The sequence below is a fragment of the Paenibacillus anseongensis genome, from assembly GCF_009757995.1.
Lineage (GTDB): Bacteria > Bacillota > Bacilli > Paenibacillales > NBRC-103111 > Paenibacillus_E > Paenibacillus_E chondroitinus.
In genome coordinates this window covers 459,782-485,251 of record NZ_WSEM01000008.1, presented here as the reverse complement: position 1 = coordinate 485,251, position 25,470 = coordinate 459,782, and the positions used below count along the sequence as shown (strand labels likewise).

The following is a 25,470-nucleotide window of genomic DNA, read 5'->3' as shown; positions in this document are numbered from 1 at the left end:
GGGACAGCCTTTGTATTTGTGCCAAAGAGCAGGCGTAGGCTTAATGCTGACACCTAAATAAATGAAAGATAATACTAATCGCACAAAGGTTATCAATTCATAGATAACGGTTTACAATTAAAACTGGATAGGATTTGAAAACACTTACATTAAAGAAAGGAGAAAAAACCATGCTAAGAAAAGCAGCGCTGGCCATCGACACCTTATTTGAAAATTTGGCTTTAGTGGCGCTAACCTCCATGACACTCATTGTTTTTGTTCAGGTTGTTACGCGAAAGCTGTTCAATTTTGTGTTTTTCTGGTCGGAAGAAGTGACCTTACTATTAATGGTTTGGTTCTCGTTTATGGGGTTTGCACTCGGCTTTCGTGAGAAGCTGCATATTGCGATGGATAGTGTAACTCAGCATTTCCCAAAAAGAGTTAATAAAGTGCTGGGGAAGATTATCGATATTTGTATCTTTGGGTTTGGACTTTACTTGGTTATGAATGGGTGGCAGTTTACTGAGTTAATGAATCAATCCACTTTGCCTGCTACGAAATTACCAACAAGTTTCATGTATGTCGTGATGCCGATCTCCGGGATTATGATTTGTATTTACTCGACACTACAATTACTCGGTATTCAAACGATTCGTCATAAAGGTATTGAGGAGGAAGTTCAGTAATGAGTACAACGTTGGCCATACTTATTTTGGTAATTAGCTTTGTAGGCCTCATTGTACTGAGGTTTCCGATCGCCATTACGCTGGCAGGTTCGACACTAATTACACTAATGTATTTGAATGTACCTTGGATAGTTGTTGGACAAACGATGGTTCAAGGCATTAATTCCTTTCCGCTGCTGGCCATACCATTCTTTATCCTGGCAGGACAAATTATGAGCGTAGGCGGTATGGCGCTTCGGATCGTTAATCTGGCACAAATATTTGTCGGCGCGGTACGAGGCGGTCTAGCACTCGTGAGCTGCGTAGCTTGCATGTTTTTCGGCAACATTTCGGGTTCTGCTGCAGCAGATGTCTCTTCTGTCGGGTCTGTCCTCATACCGGCGATGAAGAAAAAGGGATACGACGCTGACTTTGCCGTAGCTGTCACCACATCGGCATCCATTCAAGGAGTCATTGTACCGCCGAGCCACAACCTCGTTATGTATTCGCTTGCTGCTGGCGGCATTTCTGTTTCGGCCCTGTTCTTAGGCGGGATTGTTCCTGGCTTGATTCTTCTCTTTACCTTGATGGTTGTTTCCTACGTAATAGCAAGAAAACGCCAATATGTTAAAGGGGAGCCGGTCAAGTTAAAGGATGTTCCCAAAATTCTGCGTGATGGTTTCCTATCGTTGCTTACAGGCGTTATTATTCTGGGAGGAATTTTATCCGGATGGTTTACCGCTACAGAGGCGGGAGCGATTGCCTGTGCCTATGCATTTATTCTTACATTCTTCGTATACCGTGACGTACCGTTGTCCCAATTCTGGGTTGTCATGAAAAGAACGCTTCGTACCGTTTCAATGGTGCTGTTCTTAATCGCGGCATCCGCATCATTCGGGTATGTGTTAGCGTTTCTGAAAGTACCAGCATTGGTAACGGATCTATTCCTGAGTGTATCAACAAACCCAATCATTATTCTGATGATGATCAACGTGCTGCTGTTGCTGCTCGGTTTTCCGATGGACATGGCACCTATGATTTTAATTATGACACCGATCCTGCTTCCAATTGTTACGTCGCTTGGCATCGATCCGGTTCACTTTGGTCTGATCTTGATTCTAAATTGCGGCATTGGATTAATTACGCCACCTGTCGGAACCGTCTTATTCATTGGATGTGCCATAGGCAAAGTATCTGTAGATCGAGCTACGAAAGCGTCATTGCCATTCTTCTTTGCGATGATTGCGGTATTGCTGCTCATTACCTATGTGCCCCAGATTACACTTTGGCTGCCGAATTTAGTACTTAAATGAGATCCCGGAAGATAGTTTTACCTCTGGTATGTAAACGCTTAAATGCGTTCCACATAAAACAAATTATGGATTAAAGGGGAGACTTACAGTGAAGAAAGGTAAATTTGTTTTAGGCGTTACAGCTATGGCGTTAATGACGGGAACCATAATTTCCGGGTGCAGCACGAACCAAGATGCAAAAAGCAATGCCCAGGGAAGTACAGGGGAGACCAAGAAGAGCTATACATTCCGACTGGCTGACTCACAACCACCTGATTATCCAACAACAATGGGTGATAAAAAATTTGCTGAATTGGTGAATCAGAAATCGGACGGGCGAATTAAGATTGACGTGTTTCCATCCGCTCAATTAGGCGAGGAGAAGGCGGTTATCGAGCAAGTACAATTGGGTGCGCTCGATTTCACCCGTGTAAGTACAGGACCAATGGCAGAGTTTAATAAATCGCTCGGTGTATTCAGCTTGCCTTATATCTTCGACAATGATGAGCATGAGTGGAAATTCCTGCAGGGCGCTGATGGTCAAAAGCTACTTGACGGACTTTCGGCATCTAAGTTTGTTGGACTTGCTTATTACGACTCCGGTGCGCGCCACTTTTATTCGCGGAAACCGATCACCAATGTTAGCGACCTTAAGGGGCAAAAAATTCGTGTTCAGCAAAACAAAATTAATATTGATTTAATCGAAGCTCTTGGAGGCAGTGCAACGCCAATGCCATTTGGAGACGTATTCAACGCACTGCAAACAGGGGTTATTGATGCAGCGGAAAACAACTGGCCAAGCTTCGATACTTCCAATCATTATCAGGTTGCCAAAAATATTGGTCTTGATGGACATCAACGCGTACCGGAAGTCCTGATGATGAGTAAAGTAGTGAATGATAAATTGTCTGAAGAAGACAAGAAGATTATTAAAGAAGCAGCCATGGAATCAGTAAGCTACCAACGCGACCAATGGAAGCAATATGAGAAGAAATCGGAAGATAAAGTGAGAGCTGCGGGTACGAATGTCGTGGAAGTCAAGGATTTAAAGCCATGGCAGGCAGCAGTAAAGCCGGTTATCGACAAGTACCGTCCGGAGTATAAGGATGTCCTTGATGCCATTGATAAAGCTCGTACAGCGAAATAAGATACTCGGCATCAAAGCGCATTTTACTGTTATGAGTAAAGTAGCAGGGGCTTCCTAGTGAAGCCTCTTTCTAGATGTTGAGCTAACACTTAAGAACAGGTGAACTGTAAAGGATGATGAAGGTGGAACTATGCAAATAAAATGGCAGATCGGAATGAACATCGTACTGCGTTATTTGTTTTTAAAAGATCAATCCTTAATTACGAAGCTACTTGTATTCTCAGGGTTATTGGTCGTTGTTCCAATGGTTACAGTAGGTAGTATTTCTTATCTCCGTTCATCTCAAGTGTTAGAGCAAGAAGCCGGAGATTATAGTTGGCAAATTATTGAGCAAGTAAAATCACATATCGAATATTACGTTTTAGACTTTGAAATCGGTACGTTGAAAATGATTAATCATCCAGATATGGGATCTTTCATGAGAAAAGGGATATGGGAAGAAGGGGAAAAAACAAGCATTCGTAACTCGCTACAAACTCTGCTTAACAATACTTCTTATTCAAGATCAGACATTTCCGGGATCACAATAATACTTGATAATATGGAACCTGTAGCTACTTCTTTTGGGAAGAGTATAGAGCCGATGGCCGATCTGTCACAAGAGTATTGGTACAAGTCGGTTCCCACTAACGGGGAAGACTTGCTAGTCAGTCGATTTGTTAAACTACAGGACAGGAATGAACCTGTTATTTCTATCATCAAAAAACTTGTAAATCCGTATACACTGGAATCATTTGGCTTAATTATAACGGATGTTAACTTCAGAAGGCTGAAGGATATTGCTGATAAAGTGATTATCGGGCGGACGGGAGCTATGTATATTCTAGATTCGCAAGGGCATTATGTTTATCACCCAGATGTTAATGAAATAGGCAAGAAGGCAAGTATTGACAACTTGACTGAAATGCTGAAGCAGGGTAAAGGCACTCTGATAAATGAAAAAAAGGACGAGTTTGTGACTTATAGTAAATCACAATTTCTCGGGTGGACCTTGTATATGGCTGTGCCTTATTCAGAACTCAGTCAGGGTACGGGGTATATAGGGAATACGATAGTATGGACAACCATAATCACGCTATGTATAGCTTACATATTTGGGGTAGGCTTTGCATCCAGCATCATTCGACCTATTCGTAATTTGCAGCATTTCATGAAAAAAGTGGAGATCGGTGTTTTCTCACAGAAGGTTGCTGTCGAATCCAGAGATGAGATCGGGATGTTAACAAATGGTTTTAATAAAATGGTCGAAAAGCTGAAGAACCTGTTGGAGGAGATTTATTTTTCGAAGCTCAAAGAAACAGAGATGTCTCTGCGACAGAAGGAAACTGAACTTAAGGTGCTTCAATCACAAGTAAATCCTCATTTTCTCTTTAATTCGCTGGAAACAATACGTGGCATGTCCTTAGAATATGAAAAGGAAGATATTGCGGATATGGCATTATCACTTGCAAAATTACTACGCTATAATTTGAAAGAAACATCCCAGCTAGTCACGGTCAAAGAAGAACTATCTGTTTGTAAAAGGTATTTACGTATTCAAAAGTATCGTTTTGACAATAAGTTGGAATATGATTTTGATATGCCCGACTGGGTCCTGGAGCAGAAAATTGTAAAGTTTTCTCTACAGCCAATTGTGGAAAATTGTGTAATTCATGGTATTGAGCCTAATCTGGGTACAGCAAAAATTTCGATCTCAGCTACAAGCCAATCGGATCATAGCTTTCAAATCACAGTGAGCGATTCTGGGGCGGGAATTGAGCAGGAGTTGCTTAGATCCATAAACGAAGATTTGCAGCAAAAAGATATTTTATCTGGAGGATCCCATATTGGCATTATCAATGTACATCGGCGAATTGAATTGTTGTGCGGCGAAGGGTACGGATTATTTATTGAAAGCAAACAGGGGAAAGGTACCTCGGTGAACATAAAGTTGCCTAAAAGCGAATATTGGGACCGCTTGAATAATAAGGAATGTGCTACAACTGTAGAAATTCAATAAAGTTCGATGATTTACAAAGGAAATCGTATTGATTGGGGTGTTACAATAAGTTGATTAGATAATTATGAAAGCGCTATTATATGTAAAAGTTTATTCGGATCCGATGAAATTTCTCCTTAATCGATTCCGAAAAAAGTGATTGTGAAGGGGAGAGACCATGCACACAATTTTGGTCGTAGATGATGAAAAATGGATACGGACCGCATTGAAGCACTGTATTGAACGCACCGGACTGCCGTTCTGTGTAATTTGTGAATGTGCGAATGGGCTTGAAGCACTAGATTGGTTAAAAGAAAATGAAGTGGATTTGGTAATTACGGATGTTCACATGCCTGTTATGGATGGGCTAACGTTGGTAAGGGAGTTGTATGACGGTAACAAGGGTCAGGCAATGGTTGTTGTTAGCGGTTATGATGATTTTGTATTTGCCCAAGCGGCCATAAGGTTTGAAGTTAGAGACTATTTATTAAAGCCTGTCGGTATTGAGGATATGAATGCGTGTTTAAGCAAAATACTAGAACGGATAAAGAAGGAATCTAAACAAGATGTTACGAACGAATCGCGTAGTTTATCTGAACTGACTTCAATCGAACAAGTTATTCAATTCGTTGAAAAAAGTATGCCAAGAGATGTGACGCTTAACGAAGCAGCAGCTAAGGTTCATTTGAATCCAAGCTATCTAAGTCAAATGTTTAAACAGAAAACAAAGGTTAATTTCGGGGACTACGTGCTAAATCTCCGGATGGAAGAAGCCAAAAAATTATTGAGTCAAACATCGCTGCGAATTACTGAAATCTCAGATCGATTAGGATATACAGATGTTTCGTATTTTGGGAATGCCTTCAAACGAGTTTCGAAACTAACCCCTTCGCAATACAGAAAAACTTATGAAGAGCTGAAAGCTGTTATTGTGGAGTATTAAAACTCTGTAGATATTCAAGATATGTCCGTAAAGATTGAAGGTTTAATTCAAATACTCTGTTTTATAATGAAGGAGCGAAAGATACAGAGGGGAGTTTCAATCTCGCCTAACTTTCGCTAAATAAAAGCATGAAAGGATGGGGGAATCCTCCATCCTTTTTCATTAGGAGGTGCCGTGATGAAGACCATTATCATTCTGATGGATTCTCTGAACAGACATTACTTAAATTGCTATGGCGAGACATGGGTACAGACGCCAAACATCGATCGGTTGGCAGAGCGAGGGGCAGTATTCGATAAACATTTTGCCGGATCACTGCCCTGTATGCCCGCCCGTCGGGATATCTTTACTAGCAGACTTAACTTTCTTGAAACACCATGGAGTCCGCTTCAGCCCTTCGATGAATGTTTGGTGCGCGAGCTGCGGAAGCAGTGCAGCACATACTGTCATATGATTACCGACCACTTTCATTATTTCGAGTGGAACGGTATGGGTTATCATACTGGTTTTAATACTTGGGAATTTATTAGGGGGCAAGAAGGCGATCATTGGCATCCCAGAGTTCAGGATCCGGTTATCCCGGTATATCGCGGGAAGAACAGAAGGCAGGATTGGGTAAACCGTTCTGCCATGAACTTGGAGCGGGAAGAAGATTATCCAACACCCAAATCGTTTATGAGAGCAATCGATTTTCTTAGACACAACCATGATCAGGATAACTGGCATTTACATGTAGAGGTATTTGATCCTCATGAACCTTTTATATGCCCACAAAAATATGTAGATATGTATGAGGATACTTGGGACGATAGGTATCATTTTGATTGGCCAAGTTATGGGCCTGTTGATCACGATCACGAAGGAGAAGATGCGATTCAGCACATCCGCAAATGCTATGCAGGCACATTGACGATGGCAGATTCATGGTTGGGTAAATTGATGGATACGATGGATGAGTTGGACCTATGGAAAGACACTGCAGTTATTTTAACAACCGATCATGGGCATTTGTTAGGCGAGAACGGCTATTGGGCCAAAAATTATATGTTTGATTATGCAAAATTGGCACACATCCCACTTATCGTTTATTCACCTCATGCAGCCAATAATGGCAAACGAGTGAATGCTCTTACTACGACGATTGACCTAATGCCTACGGTGATGGAGTTTCATAGAGCCGTGCCTACCCGCATGGAGCAGGGCAAGTCGCTTGTACATTTGCTTAATGACGATCAATGTCACCATGACGCTGTGCTATACGGATATTTCGGCAAGGATATTAACCTTACGGACGGCAGGTATACCTATTGCTTGCAACCTATAGAAGGAAGTATCGTTCATCACCATACGGCTATGCCGGTTGGTTTCAGATCTGACCCCGAACGTTTCGCCAATGTAGAAGTAGGAAATTTTCTTAAGCAATCGCCGCTACCGGTTTATCGCTTTTCGGAAACATCACGCAGGCATCATAATGCTACTGGTTCTCCACTGCTTTATGATTTAATTAAAGATCCGGAACAGCAGTTCCCTATATGCGACCAAGAGTTGGAGGAAACAATGAGGAGCAAAATGAAGGAGCTTCTGATGAGATATGATGCGCCAGCAAGCCAATATGTAAGAATGGGTCTTCTTTAATCTGAGTGAGATGAATAGGGACCGGGACCCGATGGGTTTCCGGTTTTTAATTATTCTTGTAAAATTCCACGTGAACATATGTGTCGCAGTCTCATAATCCGGTTGAAAGCAGATTTGATTAAATAACAAAAATCGTACAGAAAGACCTAAAGATCCTTAAGGCCTGGAATGGAGGAATCGCAGTACAGTGAAAGCATCCATGGAGTAAAGCTTTTACAAGAAATGAAAGCGGTTAATTTTGAGCGATCATTCCCTGTCAGCAAAAAACTCCAAATAAAATTTCTAAAGGAGGAAATTGTTGCAATAAGGACCAAAATAATGAATCGATTCCAAGGAGGATTGTACATGGTCAAAAATAAGTTCAGACATCTGATGCTTTGTCTTGCAGTACTGCTAATGCTGCCACAATGGAGCGGAATGGCTGCGGCGGCAGAACCGAAGACAGCCAAGATGGATTCGACATTCGCGCATGAGGGAAAGAATGTGTCGGATTTCTACAATGTAATCATGCAGACAGGAGCCGATCCGTGGGTTTATAAGCACACAGACGGCTACTATTACAACGTATTTTCGAACTCCAGTGGTATCGTGATCCGCAGAGCGAAAACGATCACCGGCATTGAGGCTGGTGAGAGGAGCTTGGCCTGGACGCCGGATAAGGGCAGCATGTACAGCTCCAATGTTTGGGCGCCTGAAATGCACTATCTCAAGGATACTGACGGCAAATCCAAATGGTATATTTACTTTGCGGCTGACAACGGAACTAACGCTAACCACCGCATGTACGTGTTGGAGAACGAGAGTGAAAATCCGTTGACTGGCACCTGGGAGTTCAAAGGGAAGATTACGGATTCTACCGACCGTTGGGCGATTGACGGCACTGTGCTGACTGTAAATGAGAAGCACTATTTCATTTGGTCCGGTTGGGAAGAAACGGACGGAAGCTTCCAGAATTTATATATTGCCCAGATGAGTGACCCTCGGACCATCAGTTCAGAGCGGGTATTGCTCTCGACGTCTGAGTATGATTGGGAATCATCCCCGGCCAGAATTAATGAAGGTCCAGAAGTCACGATCAAGGGCGACACAATCAATCTGGTTTATTCTGCAAACGGAAGCTGGACAGACAGTTATTGTCTCGGGCTGATCACCGCCAAGATCGGCGACGATTTGATGAATCCCGACTCGTGGGTGAAAAAAGATACGCCGATCTTCTCCAGCGCCAATGGCGTTTATGGCCCTGGCCACCACAGCATCGTCACGTCTCCTGATGGCACAGAGGACTGGATCATCTACCATGCCGCCCGCTGGTCGGGATCGGGATGGACCCGCAAAGTCTACACGCAGGAATTTACTTGGAAAGCAGACAATACGCCGAACCTGGGAGAGCCTGCCGATCCGAACACACCGATTGCGACGCCTTCGGGCGAGCCGGTGCGGAAGCGCTATGAAGCGGAAAACGCGCTGTTGGTGAAAGCTCCGGACGGCGAAACTTCTCCTGCTGTCCGGTTGGAAAGCACCGCTTCCGGCGGAATGAAGGTCGCCAATATTAAGAACGCCAACGATTACGCCCAGTTTACCGTAAACGTGCCGGAGGCAGGATTTTATATGCTGTCCGTACGCAATGCCAACAGATCACCCAATGCAGCCGATGCCTCCCATATCTTGTCGGTCAACGGGAACTCCGGCGTCAATTTGAACATCGTCTATTCCGGACTGAATCGTTGGGGGCTCTCCACAGCGAAAGTTTATCTTAGAGAAGGCAAGAATATCCTGCGCTTCTCGAAGGGGAATAACTTTGCCGAAATCGACAGCATGGATATATATAAACTGGATGCATCGGAAATGTTATTCAATGCCCCGGGTTACACGTTGGGATTGGGTGAAACCCGCAGCTTGTCCCTGTATACCGTAACAGGCACTACCTATACCGCTGTTGACACAGGAGCAATCTTCAGTTCTTCCGATACTAAGGTCGCCGTGATTGACGGAGGCGTTAGGGTTAAGGCTGTAAATGCGGGCAGTGCAACAATTACCGCCACATATAATGGAAAAACGGCTACAGCTACGGTTACCGTTGCTGCGGAGCCTAAAGCTGTACAGTCCGTTGCCATTAGCGGGTTGGACAGCATCCTGACCAGCGGGCAGACAAGCGGGTCATTGCAGGTAACGGCACGCTATAACAACTATGAGGTTCAGAATGTGACAGCGGCTGCCCATTTAACCAGCAGTGATCCTGGGGTGGTCAGGATTGATTCGGATTCTGTGACCCAATCGGTATATGCGGTTAAACCGGGCACAGCGCTTCTTACAGCCGAATACAACGGCAAGAAAATAGCGCTTAACTTGACCGTTATTGCCGCTTCCGATGCAGTTCAGGTTGCCTCTGTAGTAAAGATTCCTTCCGGAGTGGCTCCTAAGCTGCCTAGCGTTGTTGATGTTGTCTACAACAGTCAGTCGAAGAAAGCCGAGGTTGCCAGTTGGGAGCTGGAGGGGCTTGATTTCAGCTCGCTTGGCACAGTTCAGGTGCCTGTCATCCTAAAGCTGGATGGCCGTGATGTTCCTTCCACCATTGCCGTAAACGTTATTCCGGGCTGGGGCCTTGACGAGATTGTGAATCAACTCCGCAGCAAGCTGGCCAACTTCTCTTATCCTTTGGGCGATGGGCTTGGCAACTATAGCCAATCCAAGTATGATGCCTTCGTGGCCGAAGTCAACAAGGCGGAAGAGATGGCCGTAAACGCCGATCTGAGCAAAGAACAATTTGACGAGGAACTGGATAAGCTTGCTCAAGCGGAAGCAGCTTTGTTAAGTTCTCTGAACAGTATTCAAGAAGGCGTCCTCTATAACGCTTACCGGGATTTCACCGGCGATACGGTTGGCAAGTACCCTTATGGCATTACCACCGAAGATCTGACCAATGGGGCTACCGCAACTGTGCAGGAAGAGGACGGGAATAAATTCCTCCGGCTGACCACAACCGCTACTTCGGGCAAGGCAAACTTGTTCTTGCCGTATGCAGGCGAGGTAAAGGCTGAGGCAGATCAACGCATCGTCATTGAATATCGCGCAAGATTAAACACCAACTTCCAGTACGCCAATGGCGCCATGATACGAAATGACAGCGGTACGGGCAATTATTCCATGGTCACGGCTTTTGATACGGGCAAAATTATCGTCCAAAACGGACCGTCTACGAAGGTTAAAGTCAAAGACTTTCAGTACAATACATGGTACAAAATCAAAATGGTGGCAATTGGGGACGCCAAGACTTATTCCGTCTATATAGACGACGTTGAGGTAGCCACTGACTACAACTTCCGTCATACAGGCGGCGACAAGCTGACCGGCCAGCGGTTCGGCGTCGATGGCTATGCCAACGCCTCCATCGATTTTGACGATTTTAAAGCGATGGTTACCGGAGGGCCAAAGGCTACGCCCGAAGGGCTCAAGATCACCAATGAATCAGCGGTTGGGGCCAAGGATGGACGCATCACGGGGGTCACCTCCTCCATGGAATGGTCCTCGGACAATGGGAGCACCTGGTTAAGTGTTGAAGGGGATACCATCTCAAATCTTTCACCCGGGACGTATTGGGTTCGATACGCTGAGACGGTTACCCATAAAGCCAGTCCTCATGTGGTCTTGAACATTACGGTCTATACTCAGCCGGTGCATGTCACCGGGGTGAGCCTGAATCAGACCATCGCTCAACTGTATACCAATCATGGAAACTCGTATGTTCAGCTCACCGCCAATGTGGAGCCCATTGACGCAGCCAACAAGACGGTGACTTGGAGCAGTTCCAATCCGACTGTTGCTACCGTGGACGAACATGGGCTTGTGACGGTTCATGCCTCAGGTAAAGCTATTATTACGGTAATCGCTGAAGACGGCGGATCTACAGCTTCTTGTGTTGTAACTGTGGGTGTATATGATAACGGCAGAGAGGATAGCGGCCGAGGCGGCAGCAATTCCGCCGTCCCAACTACGCCTTCTACTGGGGTCAAAAACGGGGATGGCAGCACAACTACTACCACAACCGATCAGACAACCGGTGCAGTGACGGAGACTACGGTCTGGCCGAATGGGAGCAAGCGCGAGACCGTGAACATGCCCGATGGCAGCAGCCGCTTGGTCACCACGGATACGCAGGGAGTCAAAGTTGAGACCATCACGACTTCTCTGGGGGAAGTAACTTCCACTATCCATCTACCTGAAGGCGTAGCACAAGCGCGGGTCACGATTCCGTTCAAGAATGCTTCTGCATACACTGTGGCCTTTGCGGTTCGGGATGACGGAACTAAGGAAGTGATCGATACGGTTATTATTGAAGCAGGATTGAGCTTTACTGCCAAGGGGGATATGACAGTGAAGTTGATCGACAACAAAGTTGTTTTCCGGGATGTTCCAAACAGCCATTGGGCTGCGGAGGCGATTGCCTTCACAGCAAGCCGGGAATGGCTGCTCGGAACGGAGCAGGGAGTCTTCGCTCCCGACGTATCCTTGAGCCGAGCCATGTTATTTACCGTGCTGGCCCGCTTGCATGGCGTTGAAACCGAAGGTGGGGAATATTGGTACAGCAAGGCGACAGACTGGGCAACCACATCCGGATTCAGCGATGGCAGTACCCCAGAAGCTTCCATTACGCGCGAACAACTGATTACTGTCTTGTACCGTTACGCTGGACAGCCTGCTGCAAGGAGCAATGGCAAGAGCTTTGCGGACAGCGGCGAAGTGTCCGCCTGGGCAACTGATGCCATCGATTGGGCCGTATCGACAGGTATTCTTAACGGCAAACCGTGGAACCTTCTGGAGCCTGCGGGTGCAGTTTCCCGGGCGGAAGTATCCGCCATGCTTGCACGCTTCATAGCGTGGCGCAGCAACTAACGCGTTTGAGTGGATCTCAGGTGAAAAAGACCAAGGGGCAAGCGGGAATATCCGCCCGGCTCCTTGGTTTTTTGTGTCCCGTGCTGGTGGATGTCAGGTAGATTCTCATTCTTACCCATGTCAGGGAGGCTGCTTGGTTTGAAGGAGAAACAAAAATCGTACAGAAAGACCTAAAGATTCTTAAGGCTCGGAATAGACGAACCGCGGTACATTATAAGCATCACATCCAACAAAAACTTACGCCTGGAAAGAAGGGGGAGCCATGAAAACAAAGACTGCCGCCGTAGGAACGGTTAGAGCACCGGTAGCCAAAGAAGCTTTTTACCAAACAAAACGGTTTCGGCAGAATATTCCGCTATTTGTCATGCTGATACCGGGAGTACTTTATTATCTGATATTCCGCTACATGCCAATGGGCGGACTTGTGATTGCTTTCAAGAACTACAATTTTCACGATGGCATATGGTCAAGTCCGTGGGTGGGGTGGAAATATTTCGAGATTTTATTTCAGTCCCGCGTCACGCTGCAAATTATCTGGAATACCCTCACCCTGAGCGTTCTGAATCTGGTCTTCGGGTTCCCTGCGCCGATTATTATCGCCATTGCCTTGAATGAGGTCCGGAAGAGCTGGTTAAAGCGCTGGATTCAAACCATTATTTATCTGCCACATTTTTTGTCCTGGGTTATCGTTGCAGGTATTATCCTGACCCTGTTCTCCATCGATGGCGGCACCATCAACAAGCTGTTGGGCCATTGGGGGATGGAGCCGGTGCCTTTCCTATACCGCTCAAACTCTTGGATCTCCATCTTCATCGGCTCCGGCATGTGGAAGGAGATGGGCTTCGGAGCTATTATCTATCTCGCTGCTCTCTCCGGCATTGACCCCAGCTTGTACGAATCCGCGGGGCTGGATGGTGCAGGCAAGCTTAGGCAGATTTGGCATATCACCCTGCCGGGCATTCGTTCTACGATTATCCTATTGCTGATTCTAGGAATGGGTCGTCTGATGGAAGTTGGGTTTGACCAGGTTTACAATTTGCAGAATCCCACTGTCATGCAGAAAGCGGAAGTAATCAGCACCTATGTGTACAAAGTGGGGCTGCAGCAGGCGCAGTTTGGTCTGACCACAGCCATGGGCTTGTTTGAATCCTTTGTCGGCCTGGTGCTTGTGCTGTCGGCCAATGCCTTGGCCCGTAAATTTGATCAGGGACTATTCTGAAGAAAGGAGTGAATTCCTCTTGAGGGAATCCACAGGCGGGAAAATTTTTGTAAGCTTTATTTACGTGGTATTGATCATTATTTCGCTCACCTGCATCCTGCCTTTCCTGCATTTGATTGCGCTGTCCGTGAGCTCGGGGCATGCGGTTGACTTGGGTCAGGTTTGGTTCTGGCCGGTGGGACTTGACTTCACGGTTTATAGATACTTTTTTGAAAATACACCGGCCTTGCGAGCCTTTACCAACAGCGTGATCATTACCTTATGCGGAACGGCCTTGAGCATGCTGGCTACAGTGCTGACGGCCTATCCCTTATCTCGTCGTTACCTGTACGCTCGCAAGCCGATCACAACGGCCGCATTGTTCACCATGCTCTTTAGCGGAGGCATGATCCCGACTTATCTGGTCATGAATAGCCTGCATTTGACCAATACGTACTGGTCGCTTTGGCTGGGTGGGCTGATTAGCACCTATAACATGCTGATTATGAAAAGCTATTTTGAGAGCACCCCAGCAGAAGTGATGGATTCCGCCCAGATTGACGGCTGCGGCGAGGTCCAGCTGCTGTTGCGCATCCTATTGCCCTTGTCTCTTCCCATGCTGGCTACGCTGACGTTATTCTACGGGGTGGGCTACTGGAACATGTTCATGAGCGTTATTCTTTATATCAGTAAAACGAATTTGCAAAATCTTACTGTTATCGTACAGGGGATGCTGCAAATTCAGGGGAACTTTAATATGTCGGCCATGGATATGCTGCAGCAGCAGGAGATGGTATCCGAAAAGCTGAAAGCAGTTGGGGTTATGGTTATGGTTATGCCCATGCTGGTGGTATACCCATTCCTGCAGAAGTATTTTGTCAAAGGTATTATGCTTGGCTCTATCAAAGGTTAGCAGCAACAACGAAATCAATCATAGATTGAGGGGGATTCCACATGTTTAGACAAACATCCACACCAAGAATGAAGATCACGTTGGCACTGGGACTGACGGCGGTTATGGCAGCAGGGGCAGCTGGTTGCAGTCAGAAGGAAGAGGGGACAAAGGGACAAGCCGAAAGAAAAGCGACAATTACCGTTTCCAACTATGACAGAGGCAATATTCCCGCAGCGGAGGGAACGGTTGAGGAGAACCGTTGGACCAAGTGGATCAATGAACATTCTCCCGTTACGGCCAAGTATGTGCCAGTAGCCCGGGCAGAGTCAGTCAAGAAGCTGAATGTGCTGTTCGCATCGGGCAGTGCACCGGATATTGTCAATGACTTTGATACGGGGTTCCGGAATTCCCTGTACCAGCAGAAGCAATTGCTGCCTCTGGACGATTACTTGCAATATGCACCTGAATACCAGAAGCTGCTAGAAAAGTACCCTCAGCTTCGCAAGATAGGTACCAAGCCGGACGGTAAGCTTTACGAAATCGGTAAAATCAATGAGCCCCATTTGCAAAGTGTGGCCTTTATCCGGATGGATTGGCTGAAAAAGCTGAAGTTGGAGGTTCCGAAGACCACCGACGAATTGCTTGTCGTTTTGAAAGCATTCGTTGAGCAGGACCCTGACGGCAACGGGAAGAAGGATACTTATGGAACTAATATGAGCTACACTTCGGATGGCATGGTGGATTCCATGTTCGGCTCATACGGCTGGAAAATCTCCAGTGATGACAAAATTGTAAGAACTTGGGAAAATACACTAGAGTCTCTTAGATTCAAGAAAAGGTTATTTGAGGAAGGACTTATCGATAAGGATTACCTAGCAGATAAGAATGGGGCCAAAGCCAAGCAGGATTATCTGAATGGAAAAATAGGCGTTTATCTTCCTCCTGTTGTCAGCAATTGGTTTGAAAGTACCGTAACAGACCTCCAAACGCTCCGCAAGGTTGTTCCGGGAGCGGAGATTGCGCCGATGGCAGAGCCCAGGTCTCCCATGGGGCAATTCGTTCATCATGTGGTAAATCCGGTTCAGATGACCACGGTGATCAATGCTGATGCTAAAGATCCGAAAGCCGCTATGGAATATATTAACTTCATGATAAAGCCGGAGAACAGCCTAATTCTGAAAAAAGGAGTGGAGGGAGAGCATTGGAAGAAAGGTGCGGACGGTTTTCCTAAGGTCATTGATCCTGCGAAGAATGCTAAGGAACTGGATTGGGCGATGGACTACACCATGTTCTATTCGATACCCGAGAATCCGCTTCTTATTTCCACCACTGCGTTCGACGTGAGTGATCCTGACCAGAAGGCAGGTCTGGACATGCTGAAGAAAGCCGACGAGTTTCTGCTTAATCCCGAGGCCCAGTATCCGGCGTTAAGTCACTACGAACATATGCCTAACTTACCGAGCGATTTGGTCGTGATCAATACCAATATCGACAAGGAAATGAAGGACATCTATGCCAAAGGTATTATTGGCGGGGCCAAATATACCCCTGAGCAGGCCGCTGCAGATGCTAAAGCTGCCTGGGAGAGAGGCGGAGGCAAACAGATCGAGGAATTCATGAATACCTGGTACAAAGAAAATAAGGACAGAGCCTTCCTGGGTAAGGATATCCTGGAGATGGTCCGCTCCCAACACAAATAAGGGCTGAAGGGTCAAGAATAATAGGATGAATGCAGACTTGGTCCGGCAAAGGCCGGGCTAAGTTTGCTTTCGGAACATTTTATATGAGAAGGAGTATATGAATCATGATAAATGAAGTGCTGCTTCAAAAAATTGGACTGGTCGTAGACAAACTTATGAATCTGGGCGGCAGCGACTATGAAAAGGATAAAACCGTGGTCCAGACCGATACAAGAAAAGGGATTGTCCAACGGGATTTCGGAATCGAAGAATGGGACTGGCCGCAGGGTGTTGGTCTTTATGGTCTGTACAAGCTGCAGAAGTATTACAGCGATCATCGCTATATGCCATTTCTACAGAACTGGTATTCCCGCAATTTGGAGGTAGGTCTGCCCTCAAAAAATATTAATACGACCGCTCCTTATCTGGCTCTGGTTCTGCTCCTAGATCAGCTTGAGCCTTCCGACCAGCTGGAACAGCTATGCAAGGATCATGCGGACTGGCTCATTCATGAGCTGCCCAAAACCAAAGAAGGAGGCTTCCAACATACAGTCACTGCCATTGGCAACCGTAATGGAATCCACTTGCACAATGGGCAGTTATGGATTGATACGCTCTTTATGGCGGTTCTGTTTCTGAACCAGGCTGGGCGAAAGTTCAATCGGCCGGAGTGGGAGCAAGAAGCCCTACACCAGATTTTGCTCCATATCAAGTACTTGTTCGACAAGCATACCGGACTGTTCTTCCATGGCTGGAGTTTCGAGCGGAATGATAATTTCGGCAGCATCTTCTGGTGCCGTGGCAATTCCTGGTTCACCTACGGCCTCGTGGATTATCTGGAAACTTGCCAGGATACGATGAACCCGGGCGTCCGTCAATTTCTGGTTGACACGTACAAAGCTCAGATCCATGCTCTCGTTCCGCTCCAAGCCACTTCCGGTCTCTGGCACACAGTCCTGCAAGACACTACCAGCTATGAAGAGGTATCGGGATCGGCAGCAATTGCTGCGGGTATCTTGAAAGGCATAAAAGCCGGTATTCTGGATTTCACCTATCAGGCTGCTGCAGACAAGGCTATCCAGGCTGTTTGCCAAAATATCAGCGGGGATGGAACTGTGCTGAATGTATCGGCTGGAACTGGTATGGGCATGGATAAAGATCATTATAAAAATATTACCATCATGCCTATGGCATACGGGCAGTCCCTTGCTCTTATAGCGTTGTATGAAGCCTTAACCTAATAAGGGTAAAACGGACTGGAGCGTGATGCGCTTTCTTCCTAAGCAGACAGGTACAATGTAAACCTTGTTTGCTTGGAAGGAAGCGTTTTATAATACAAGATGAAATTCAAGGGGGGAGGGGAGCCGACTGCATCCAACAAGCTGGCCCGGGAATATAACCGGAAAAATAAAAGGCAGCTTCAAGTTCAAACTGATCGTGCTGCTCTCGTGTATGGTAACACTTGCCTTTGCCTTGGCAGGCTGGATGGTTTACCGGTCAAATATCCAGTTAATGGAGGGTGAAATCAGCAGGCAGTTCTCCATCGCCAACGAACAGGCTTTGGCCCGATTGGAGATGTCCTTCCAGGAAATCAACCGAGTATCTCAATCCATTATCCTGAATCCGAACATCGAACTATTCCTCAGGGAGAACACCGTTCCCGCAAGCGATTCTTACACCCAATTCAAGAACCGCAAGTATGTGGAAGAGCAGTTGAATATGCTGCTGGTGGATGCGCCGTCCATCCGCTCCGTTTTCTTATACAATGAAAATGGGGAAATGACGGTTCTCTCTAAAACCGGTGCGTCGGGAGAGCCGGGAACGGAAGACTTGACCAGAATGATGGAAAAGCTTAAACCCAATCGGGGGAATATGGTCTGGGGCCGGGCCGAGGCGGCCAGCACTATTGATCCCGACGGCCGCAGAACCGTTCTGGTTGCTGCTAGACGAATGCTTAATGAGAAGCTGATCCCGTATGGCACCATGGTGTTGGTGATGGAAGAAAGCCTAGTATCCAAGGTGCTGCGCGATCTCACGGAGAACGGCAGTGGCAAGGTCCTGCTACTTGCGCCTATGGGCGGCATGCTCTACTCCAATACCGACCAGAGCGAGATGGAGCAACTCTTGCAACTGACAGAAGCCAATTATCCCCGTTATGTTAAAATGAATGGCATCAGCTATCTGTTTGTCCGCCACGAGCTGATTCCGGCAGGATTTACCCTATATGGAGGGGCTTCCTTACAAGAGATACAGCGGAAAAATAAAGACATCATTCAGGTATTGGCATTTGCCGGAATCGGTGTGATCTTGCTAAGTGCCCTGCTTATTACGATTTCCACCCGGACACTCCTGACTCCTCTGGCCCATCTGATGCAGGGACTGCGATTACTGCGTTCCGGCGATTTCACGGTCCGTGTCAAAGTGGATTCCGGTGATGAGTTGGGCTACATCGGAGACAGCTTCAACAGCATGGCAGAGCAAGTGAGCGAGCTGATCAATAAGGTGTATTTGGCGCAAATCAGCCAGAGAGAATCGGAGTTGAAGGCCATCCAGGCACAGCTGAATCCTCATTATCTGCACAACCTTTTCAATGAGCTGTATTGGAAGCTGTACAGTGAAGACCAAGAGGAGGCAGCGCTTCTAATCAACGCTATCTCGGAGATGTTGAAGTATTCCCTTAAATCTGTTCAGACGGATACGACTCTTGGCGAGGAGCTGCATCAGATTCGCAATTACATCAAGATCCAGACAGAGCTGTTCACCGGCGAGATTGAAACCATTATTCAAGCGGAGGAGTCTTTGCTGAATTTGCGGATGATGCGATCCCTCTTGCTGCCGGTGGTAGAAAATGTTTTTGTGCATGCTTTTCGTGATATGGAGAGTGAACGAGTGCTGCGGATTAAAGCTTTCCTATTTAATGAAGCGCTGCATATCGAGGTAGCCGACAATGGATGTGGCATGGATAAAGAAACCATGAGAATTTTGACAGAGGAGAAGGCTGATCTACCGGATGGCGGCTATAAGACAGGAATCGGCTACAAAAGTGTGTTGCGGCGCATTCAACTGGTATACGGACCTGCTTATGGAGTGGAAATTGTCAGCAGTAAAGGGAAAGGAACGGTTGTTCACATGACGCTCCCTATTAAGTCTGGGACACTGGGGAGTCATGAGGAGGGAACGGATGAAAGGTAAGATGTTTATTGCAGAGGACCAGCCTAACTTTCGTAAGGGGCTGCAAAGGCTGGTGGCGAAGCGGTCCGCCGAGTGGATGGTCATGGGGGAAGCGGGAAATGGCAGGGACGCCTTGTTAATGATGGAGAAATGTGTCCCGGATCTCTTGTTGACCGATATCCGAATGCCCCATATAGATGGTCTGCGGCTGTCAGAAGAAATCAGAAGCCGCGGTTGGCTAACGAAAATTGTGATTGTAACCGGATTCAAGGATTTCTCCTATGCCCAGTCTGCCGTCAAGTTCGGGGTGCTGGACTTTATCACGAAGCCTTGTGTGGAAGCGGATATCTTAAGCGTACTCGACCGGATTTATGTGCAGCTGATTGAAGAAAGCCAGTCCCAGCTCTTGGTGGAGGGCTGGAAGCGCCAGCATGAAGACAGCGAGTTACGCTCGGCGATCATGGGTATGCCCTGCAACGGTGAAGAGGTGGAGGCTCTCTTGAAACGGATGAAGCAATGTGAGCTGCACTTTCTCCATATTCCTACCTATTTCCCACCGGAGAAGCATTATTCAGATCAGGATGTGCCGCTTTTGCAGTTTGCTTTCGCGAATATAGCCGGGGAGCACTTGAATAAATGGTTTCCTGACGGCTTTCGCCTGTTCCCCCTGAATGCTTCGGAGTGGGCTTTATTGGTGGATCGGAGTGCTTCCCGGCCGGATACATCCTCCTCATGGCTGCAGTTACTCACCGATTCAGTCGATCATTATCTGAGGTTGGCTCTTGAATGCAACGGACAAGGGCTATGCGCCAGTACGGAGGAATTACACCAGGGCTACAGACGGTATTGCCGGGAAGGGGATAGGGACCACGGGTCTGCCAATGATTCACTGCTCAACCAGACAGCGCTTTACGAGAAAGAGAAGGAAATTGTAACTTGGCTCATGTCGGAGGATAACAGTCTGCTGAGCCGGGAGATGCAGGGGCAATCCATTCGGATTAGCTATTTACCCCCGCAAACCGCAAAGATCGAAGCGCTGCTGCTGGCTGCTGCCATTCTCCGGCTGGTGCAGGTCCGGTTTCCCGAATGGCAAATGGCCGTTCGTCCTATAGAGTGGGATTCTGTCTACAAATGTGCGACGCCGAAGGAAATTGCTGCATGGCTGAATGATTACATCCATGAATTCATGCAGTCCTACAATAACTGGCTTGCTAGCAAGAATGATAATCCGGTCAAGCAGGCCATTCGGTTTATTGAAGAATCATACATGGGGGTATGCGGCTTGGCTGAAGTAGCAGCCCATGTCCACCTCAATCCCAGTTATTTCAGCAATCTGTTTAAAAAGGAAATCGGGGAAAGTGTAACCGTCTATGTGCAGAACCTGCGCGTACAGAAAGCGAAGCTTCTGCTGAAAAGCACAGAAATGAGAATATTCGAAATTTCCGAGGCCACCGGATTCAACGATTCTAATTATTTCACACATATGTTCAACAAAATAGCGGGGGTCTCCCCCAAGGAATACCGCAAGCAGATGGCTGGCCAGTGACATTCACACCACCGATCAAGAAACCTCCGATTGAAGGCCGGGACTCCGCTGGGTTCCGGTTTTGATTTATGGCCAGTACGACTTAGGCGTTCATCGAACTTAGTATTGACAAAATAATGAGAACGATTTATTATTCGGATATACAATTTAAATCGATTTAAACAAAAAAAGGGGTAACAAGTGAAAAATTTTACAGTAACAATAAAAGACGTTGCTAATCTTGCCAATGTTTCAACGGCGACCGTATCCTTAGCTCTCTCTGGAGATCCAAGGGTAAACGTGAAAACGAAGAAATTGGTAGAAGAAGCAGCTTTGAAGCTGAATTATATTCCGAACGAGATTGGCCGCAGTCTCAGAGCTAAGAAAACGGAAACCATCTCATTTATCATCCCCAATACCTCTCATCATGTGTTCACTCATCCTTACTTTGCTCAGCTACTAGAAGGAATTAACGAAGTGCTTGATAATCATAATTATAATTTGATGCTATCGACAAGCCCATCGGAAAAGGATGAATCTGCCGCTTACAATAAAATATTGAAGAATCGCCGTACAGATGGGATCATACTTTCATCGGCTTCCATACATGATAGAAATATTTTAAGAATGGTTGAATCAGGCTTCCCTGTTGTATATCTGGGGAAATGGCACCATGACAATGTGCTAACGGTCGAAAGAGATGATAAGGGGGGGGCTTATACAGCTACAGAGCATCTTATACGGATTGGCCGAAGGAGAATTGTACATATTACAGGTCCATTAGACCATCAAGAAGGTATTGATCGGTTAGAGGGGTATAAGCAAGCTCTTTCTGATAATAAAATTCACTACGATGAAGCTTTAATCATTGAAAAGGATTTTTCCAGAGAGTCCGGATACGAAGCTGCAGCGGAATTAATGGGTAAACAAATCGATTATGATGCAGTGTTCGCAGGAAATGATCTTATGGCAATTGGCGCATTGAAATTTTATAAAGAAAACAAGATTTCGGTTCCAGGTGATGTGTCCGTTGTAGGTTTTGATGATATTGAAATGGCAACAGTTGTCAGTCCCGAGCTTACGACGATTCATCAGCCCATGAGAGAGATTGGTTATGCAGCTGCGGAGAAATTAATCGCCTTCCTAAATAACCAAGAAGTAAAGGAAAAAAGAACGATTATGTCTACACATCTCATCATTCGCGAATCATGCGGTGCAGATAGGCCATAAACGCTTTTTTTTAAAATTAATTTAAATCGATTTAAATTTGAAAGGAAGTGATAGGGATGTAACGTGAAATGGCTGCCCAAGGTGTCAAAAAACAGGGGTCTCTTACATTTAATCAAAGGAGGAATAATATGAGCAACTTTTTAATGAAAAAATCATGGGTGATTTCGTTCGTATCCGTTTTGACTTTATCCGTTGTTCTGACAGCATGTGGAGGAAGTAAAGAAGCTTCTGGACAAAAAGTAACGTTAACCTATTGGAATGGATTCACGGGTCCGGATCGTCCGGCCTATGAAGAACTAGTCAAACAATTTAATGATAAACACCCCAATATTCAAGTTACGATGGACATTTCTCCATGGGATGCACTTCTTGCCAAATTACCTACATCACTAGCTTCGGGGCAAGGTCCTGATATCGCCTCTTTCGATTCGTCGCTGATTCCGCAATATGCTAAAGGCAACTTGATTCTTCCAGTAGATGATATTTACGGGAAGGGGATCGACCAAAATGTTATGGCGAAGAGTTTAGTTGAGGCAATGAAATATAATGACAAGTTATACGCAGTGCCGGCCAATACAGCAACGTTATTAATGTACTATAACAAGGACCTATTCAAAGCTGCAGGGATTGCCGCTCCTCCCTCAACATGGGCCGAATGGCAGGATGCTATTCTTAAAACAACGAAAACGAACGGCACGGATAAACAATATGGGCTGGTGCTCGCTGACCATGCAACAATTCCGATGTGGCCAATTCTCATTTGGGGCAACGGCGGAGACATTCTTTCTTCCGATCACAAGAAGTCCATGTTAAACGACAGCAAAACTGTGGAAGCGCTTAAAATATGGGCTGACCTAGTCGCAAACAAGGGGATTTCACCCGTTAATCTCACGGGTGGAGATGCTGATAAAATCTTCGCATCTGGCAAAGCAGCCATGGAAATTAATGGTCCTTGGATGGCTGCTGGATTAAGCGGCGTGAATTTTGGCGTTGCACCGGTTCCGGCAGGCCCTGCAGGTAAGGCTACGCTTGCGAATGCGGTTGCCATGGTTATCGGGAAAAACACGAAGCACAAAAATGAGGTTTACGAGTTCATGAAGTTCTGGAACAGTGCGGATGCACAAGCTTATCTATCTTCAAAAAGCGGATTCCCACCAACGCGAACAGATTTAAATGACAATGCGCAGGTAAAATCGAATCCACTCATTCCTCAATTTGCAGCGGTCGCAAATGATTCAAGATTTTATCTAGCAGGCTTAGAACAGTTTAGCAAAATTGACAGCGATATCTTTACTCCGGCTATTCAAGCGATTACCAATAACAAAGGTACCGTAGAAGCTACAATGGCAGATGCAAGCAAGAAATTGGATGCCCTTTTATCAGGCAAATAGTTCATAACGGTGTGAAAAAGCACCCTACGGACTGTGGTCGAAAACACCAGTTTGACAGGGTGCTTCTCATGCCGCTTATGTTAAGAGTAACCCGGTTCAGGAGGTCGTTATGACAAGCACACGCACTATCAGAAAGCCTTTGATAAAACAAAGCCGGGCAGCCTTTTTCTTTTTATTGCCCACTGGACTGATTTTATCATTATTTGTATTTTGGCCAATCATGAATTCGTTTTGGTTGAGCCTTCATCAATGGAGTCTGCTGGAATCAGACCACCCATTTATAGGATTAAGTAATTACATGAAATTGATGCAGGATGAGCGCTTCTGGAATTCCGTGAGAAATACCGTTTATTTTACAGTTGGATCTGTCCCTCTGGGTATTATTTGTTCGCTGCTGCTCGCTCTATTGTGTAATTTAACGCTTAAAGGTATGAGTTTCTTTAAAGCGATTTATTTCCTGCCCGTGATCTCTTCGTTTGCTGTGCTTTCGATTATTTGGTCCTTTTTGATGGATCCGGATATAGGCTTACTCTCTTATTATTTTCATCTCATTGGCTTTTCCGTGACCGGTTGGCTGCGGGATACGACATGGGCGATGCCGGTTGTTATTCTAATTGCTATTTGGAAAAATGTCGGATTCAATATGGTCATTTTTATGGCAGGCTTGCAAGGGATTTCTGTTTCCTTGTATGAAGCTGCAAAAATTGACGGCGCTAACACGTTCCAAAAATTTTGGCATATTACATTGCCGTCCTTAAGGCATACCACGCTGTTTGTGATCATTATCTCCCTCATTGCCTCATTCCAAGTATTTGATCAGGTGTTTGTTATGACGCACGGAGGTCCCTTGTTCAGTACGGAAACCATCGTTTATTACATTTACCATCAAGGCTTTGAATTGCTCGATATGGGATATGCCTCGTCAGCGGCTTGGATTTTGTTTATTTTTGTATTTTTAATTACACTAACTCAACTTAAGTTGTTTAACTACAATGAAACGGATTAGGGGGTATTGGATATGAAGGTAACTTTAACCCGCAATTTCCAGTATCTTATGCTCATTGCGGCAGCAATCTTCATCGCTTTTCCTTTCGTATGGATGGTGCTAACATCATTTAAACCAGAGAACGAAATTGTACATTTTCCACCTACTTTGCTTCCATCCAAAATGATTTTAGACTCCTATATCCATGTATGGAGTAGGATTCCTTTTCTGGTGTTTTTCAAAAACAGCGTTATTTTCTCGTTCAGTGTTACCTTGATCTCTCTCCTGTTTGACTCCATGGCCGGTTATGCGTTTGCGAGACTTTCGTTTAGAGGAAGAAATAAGTTGTTTCTTCTTGTGCTTGTTGCATTAATGATTCCCGTCCAAGTAACCATTATTCCGTTGTTTATCATGCTTAGCCATTTTGGCTGGCTTAACACGTTTGTGGGTTTAATTGTCCCACGTGCAACGAATGCATTTGGTATTTTTATGTTAAGACAGTTTCTTGTAGGTTTGCCCAAAGAATTGGATGAAGCAGCGAGAATAGACGGATGCTCTGAATTTAGACTATATTGGCAAATCATTTTGCCTCTTGCTAAGCCCGCTATTGCGAGTTTGGCGCTGTTCCACTTGATGTACAACTGGAATGATTTATTGTGGCCATTGATTATTACAAGTACCGAGGACATGAGAACGCTGCCGGCTGGACTTGCCTTATTTATGGGGCAGCATGTTGTGGAATATGGCATTTTAACTGCTGGGGCAGCGATTGCTACCGCACCGCTTGTTATTGCCTTTTTATTTGCGCAAAAGTATTTCATTCAAGGTGTTGCATTTACCGGTATGAAAGAATAGAGAAAAGATTTG

General features: G+C 45.9%; 17 protein-coding genes. All 17 read left to right on the top strand.

Annotated features, from left to right (window positions below; translation table 11 throughout):
* Window positions 1-170: 170 nt before the first annotated feature.
* The 17 genes from GON05_RS09815 (at window position 171) to GON05_RS09735 (ending at window position 25,458) form a co-directional block, all read left to right on the top strand.
* A complete protein-coding gene (locus GON05_RS09815; RefSeq protein ID WP_157318981.1) occupies window positions 171-665 on the top strand; it encodes a TRAP transporter small permease in 495 nt (164 codons plus the stop codon).
* On the top strand, window positions 665-1,957 hold the full coding sequence (locus GON05_RS09810) for a TRAP transporter large permease (protein WP_157318980.1): 1,293 nt from the start codon (window positions 665-667) through the stop codon (window positions 1,955-1,957). The genes GON05_RS09815 and GON05_RS09810 overlap by 1 nt, the downstream gene beginning before the upstream one ends.
* A gap of 88 nt (window positions 1,958-2,045) precedes the next feature.
* Complete coding sequence (locus GON05_RS09805) at window positions 2,046-3,083, top strand: TRAP transporter substrate-binding protein (protein ID WP_309491788.1); 1,038 nt, start codon at window positions 2,046-2,048, stop codon at window positions 3,081-3,083.
* A 130-nt stretch (window positions 3,084-3,213) separates the two neighbouring features.
* Window positions 3,214-5,082: a sensor histidine kinase gene (locus GON05_RS09800; protein WP_157318979.1), complete on the top strand. Its 1,869-nt coding sequence runs from the start codon at window positions 3,214-3,216 to the stop codon at window positions 5,080-5,082.
* Window positions 5,083-5,239: 157 nt separating this feature from the next.
* Window positions 5,240-6,004 (top strand): response regulator transcription factor, encoded by a 765-nt coding sequence (locus tag GON05_RS09795; RefSeq protein WP_157318978.1) that lies wholly within the window; start codon window positions 5,240-5,242, stop codon window positions 6,002-6,004.
* 177 nt (window positions 6,005-6,181) lie between these two features.
* A complete protein-coding gene (locus tag GON05_RS09790; protein WP_157318977.1) occupies window positions 6,182-7,639 on the top strand; it encodes a sulfatase family protein in 1,458 nt (485 codons plus the stop codon).
* Between the two features lie 345 nt (window positions 7,640-7,984).
* Window positions 7,985-12,529 carry a family 43 glycosylhydrolase gene (locus tag GON05_RS09785; protein ID WP_157318976.1) on the top strand — a complete coding sequence of 1,515 codons (4,545 nt, stop codon included), beginning with the start codon at window positions 7,985-7,987 and terminating at the stop codon, window positions 12,527-12,529.
* Between the two features lie 262 nt (window positions 12,530-12,791).
* Complete coding sequence (locus GON05_RS09780) at window positions 12,792-13,748, top strand: ABC transporter permease (RefSeq protein WP_157318975.1); 957 nt, start codon at window positions 12,792-12,794, stop codon at window positions 13,746-13,748.
* 19 nt (window positions 13,749-13,767) lie between these two features.
* On the top strand, window positions 13,768-14,640 hold the full coding sequence (locus GON05_RS09775) for a carbohydrate ABC transporter permease (RefSeq protein ID WP_181646244.1): 873 nt from the start codon (window positions 13,768-13,770) through the stop codon (window positions 14,638-14,640).
* Window positions 14,641-14,681: 41 nt separating this feature from the next.
* Window positions 14,682-16,322 (top strand): extracellular solute-binding protein, encoded by a 1,641-nt coding sequence (locus GON05_RS09770; RefSeq protein WP_246238954.1) that lies wholly within the window; start codon window positions 14,682-14,684, stop codon window positions 16,320-16,322.
* A 104-nt stretch (window positions 16,323-16,426) separates the two neighbouring features.
* Window positions 16,427-17,542, top strand: a complete 1,116-nt coding sequence (locus GON05_RS09765; RefSeq protein ID WP_157318974.1) for a glycoside hydrolase family 88/105 protein — start codon at window positions 16,427-16,429, stop codon at window positions 17,540-17,542.
* A 211-nt stretch (window positions 17,543-17,753) separates the two neighbouring features.
* Complete coding sequence (locus GON05_RS09760) at window positions 17,754-19,493, top strand: cache domain-containing sensor histidine kinase (RefSeq protein ID WP_157318973.1); 1,740 nt, start codon at window positions 17,754-17,756, stop codon at window positions 19,491-19,493.
* On the top strand, window positions 19,483-21,018 hold the full coding sequence (locus GON05_RS09755) for a response regulator transcription factor (RefSeq protein WP_157318972.1): 1,536 nt from the start codon (window positions 19,483-19,485) through the stop codon (window positions 21,016-21,018). The genes GON05_RS09760 and GON05_RS09755 overlap by 11 nt, the downstream gene beginning before the upstream one ends.
* A gap of 180 nt (window positions 21,019-21,198) precedes the next feature.
* On the top strand, window positions 21,199-22,227 hold the full coding sequence (locus GON05_RS09750) for a LacI family DNA-binding transcriptional regulator (RefSeq protein WP_157318971.1): 1,029 nt from the start codon (window positions 21,199-21,201) through the stop codon (window positions 22,225-22,227).
* Window positions 22,228-22,355: 128 nt separating this feature from the next.
* Window positions 22,356-23,618 carry an ABC transporter substrate-binding protein gene (locus GON05_RS09745; protein WP_157318970.1) on the top strand — a complete coding sequence of 421 codons (1,263 nt, stop codon included), beginning with the start codon at window positions 22,356-22,358 and terminating at the stop codon, window positions 23,616-23,618.
* Window positions 23,619-23,916: 298 nt separating this feature from the next.
* Window positions 23,917-24,624 (top strand): carbohydrate ABC transporter permease, encoded by a 708-nt coding sequence (locus tag GON05_RS09740; RefSeq protein ID WP_220138838.1) that lies wholly within the window; start codon window positions 23,917-23,919, stop codon window positions 24,622-24,624.
* 12 nt (window positions 24,625-24,636) lie between these two features.
* The gene (locus GON05_RS09735) at window positions 24,637-25,458 is read left to right on the top strand and encodes a carbohydrate ABC transporter permease (protein ID WP_157318968.1); all 822 of its coding nucleotides are present in this window, start codon (window positions 24,637-24,639) and stop codon (window positions 25,456-25,458) included.
* The last annotated feature ends 12 nt before the right edge of the window (window positions 25,459-25,470 follow it).

Bases quoted from the DNA above. Each gene is read 5' to 3' on its own strand.
- GON05_RS09795 (WP_157318978.1), top strand. From the start codon at position 5,240: ATGCACACAATTTTGGTCGTAGATGATGAAAAATGGATACGGACCGCA.
- GON05_RS09760 (WP_157318973.1), top strand. From the start codon at position 17,754: ATGGTAACACTTGCCTTTGCCTTGGCAGGCTGGATGGTTTACCGGTCA.
- GON05_RS09740 (WP_220138838.1), top strand. From the start codon at position 23,917: ATGAAATTGATGCAGGATGAGCGCTTCTGGAATTCCGTGAGAAATACC.
- GON05_RS09810 (WP_157318980.1), top strand. From the start codon at position 665: ATGAGTACAACGTTGGCCATACTTATTTTGGTAATTAGCTTTGTAGGC.
- GON05_RS09800 (WP_157318979.1), top strand. From the start codon at position 3,214: ATGCAAATAAAATGGCAGATCGGAATGAACATCGTACTGCGTTATTTG.
- GON05_RS09735 (WP_157318968.1), top strand. From the start codon at position 24,637: ATGAAGGTAACTTTAACCCGCAATTTCCAGTATCTTATGCTCATTGCG.
- GON05_RS09745 (WP_157318970.1), top strand. From the start codon at position 22,356: ATGAGCAACTTTTTAATGAAAAAATCATGGGTGATTTCGTTCGTATCC.
- GON05_RS09770 (WP_246238954.1), top strand. From the start codon at position 14,682: ATGTTTAGACAAACATCCACACCAAGAATGAAGATCACGTTGGCACTG.
- GON05_RS09780 (WP_157318975.1), top strand. From the start codon at position 12,792: ATGAAAACAAAGACTGCCGCCGTAGGAACGGTTAGAGCACCGGTAGCC.
- GON05_RS09785 (WP_157318976.1), top strand. From the start codon at position 7,985: ATGGTCAAAAATAAGTTCAGACATCTGATGCTTTGTCTTGCAGTACTG.
- GON05_RS09755 (WP_157318972.1), top strand. From the start codon at position 19,483: ATGAAAGGTAAGATGTTTATTGCAGAGGACCAGCCTAACTTTCGTAAG.
- GON05_RS09765 (WP_157318974.1), top strand. From the start codon at position 16,427: ATGATAAATGAAGTGCTGCTTCAAAAAATTGGACTGGTCGTAGACAAA.
- GON05_RS09815 (WP_157318981.1), top strand. From the start codon at position 171: ATGCTAAGAAAAGCAGCGCTGGCCATCGACACCTTATTTGAAAATTTG.
- GON05_RS09790 (WP_157318977.1), top strand. From the start codon at position 6,182: ATGAAGACCATTATCATTCTGATGGATTCTCTGAACAGACATTACTTA.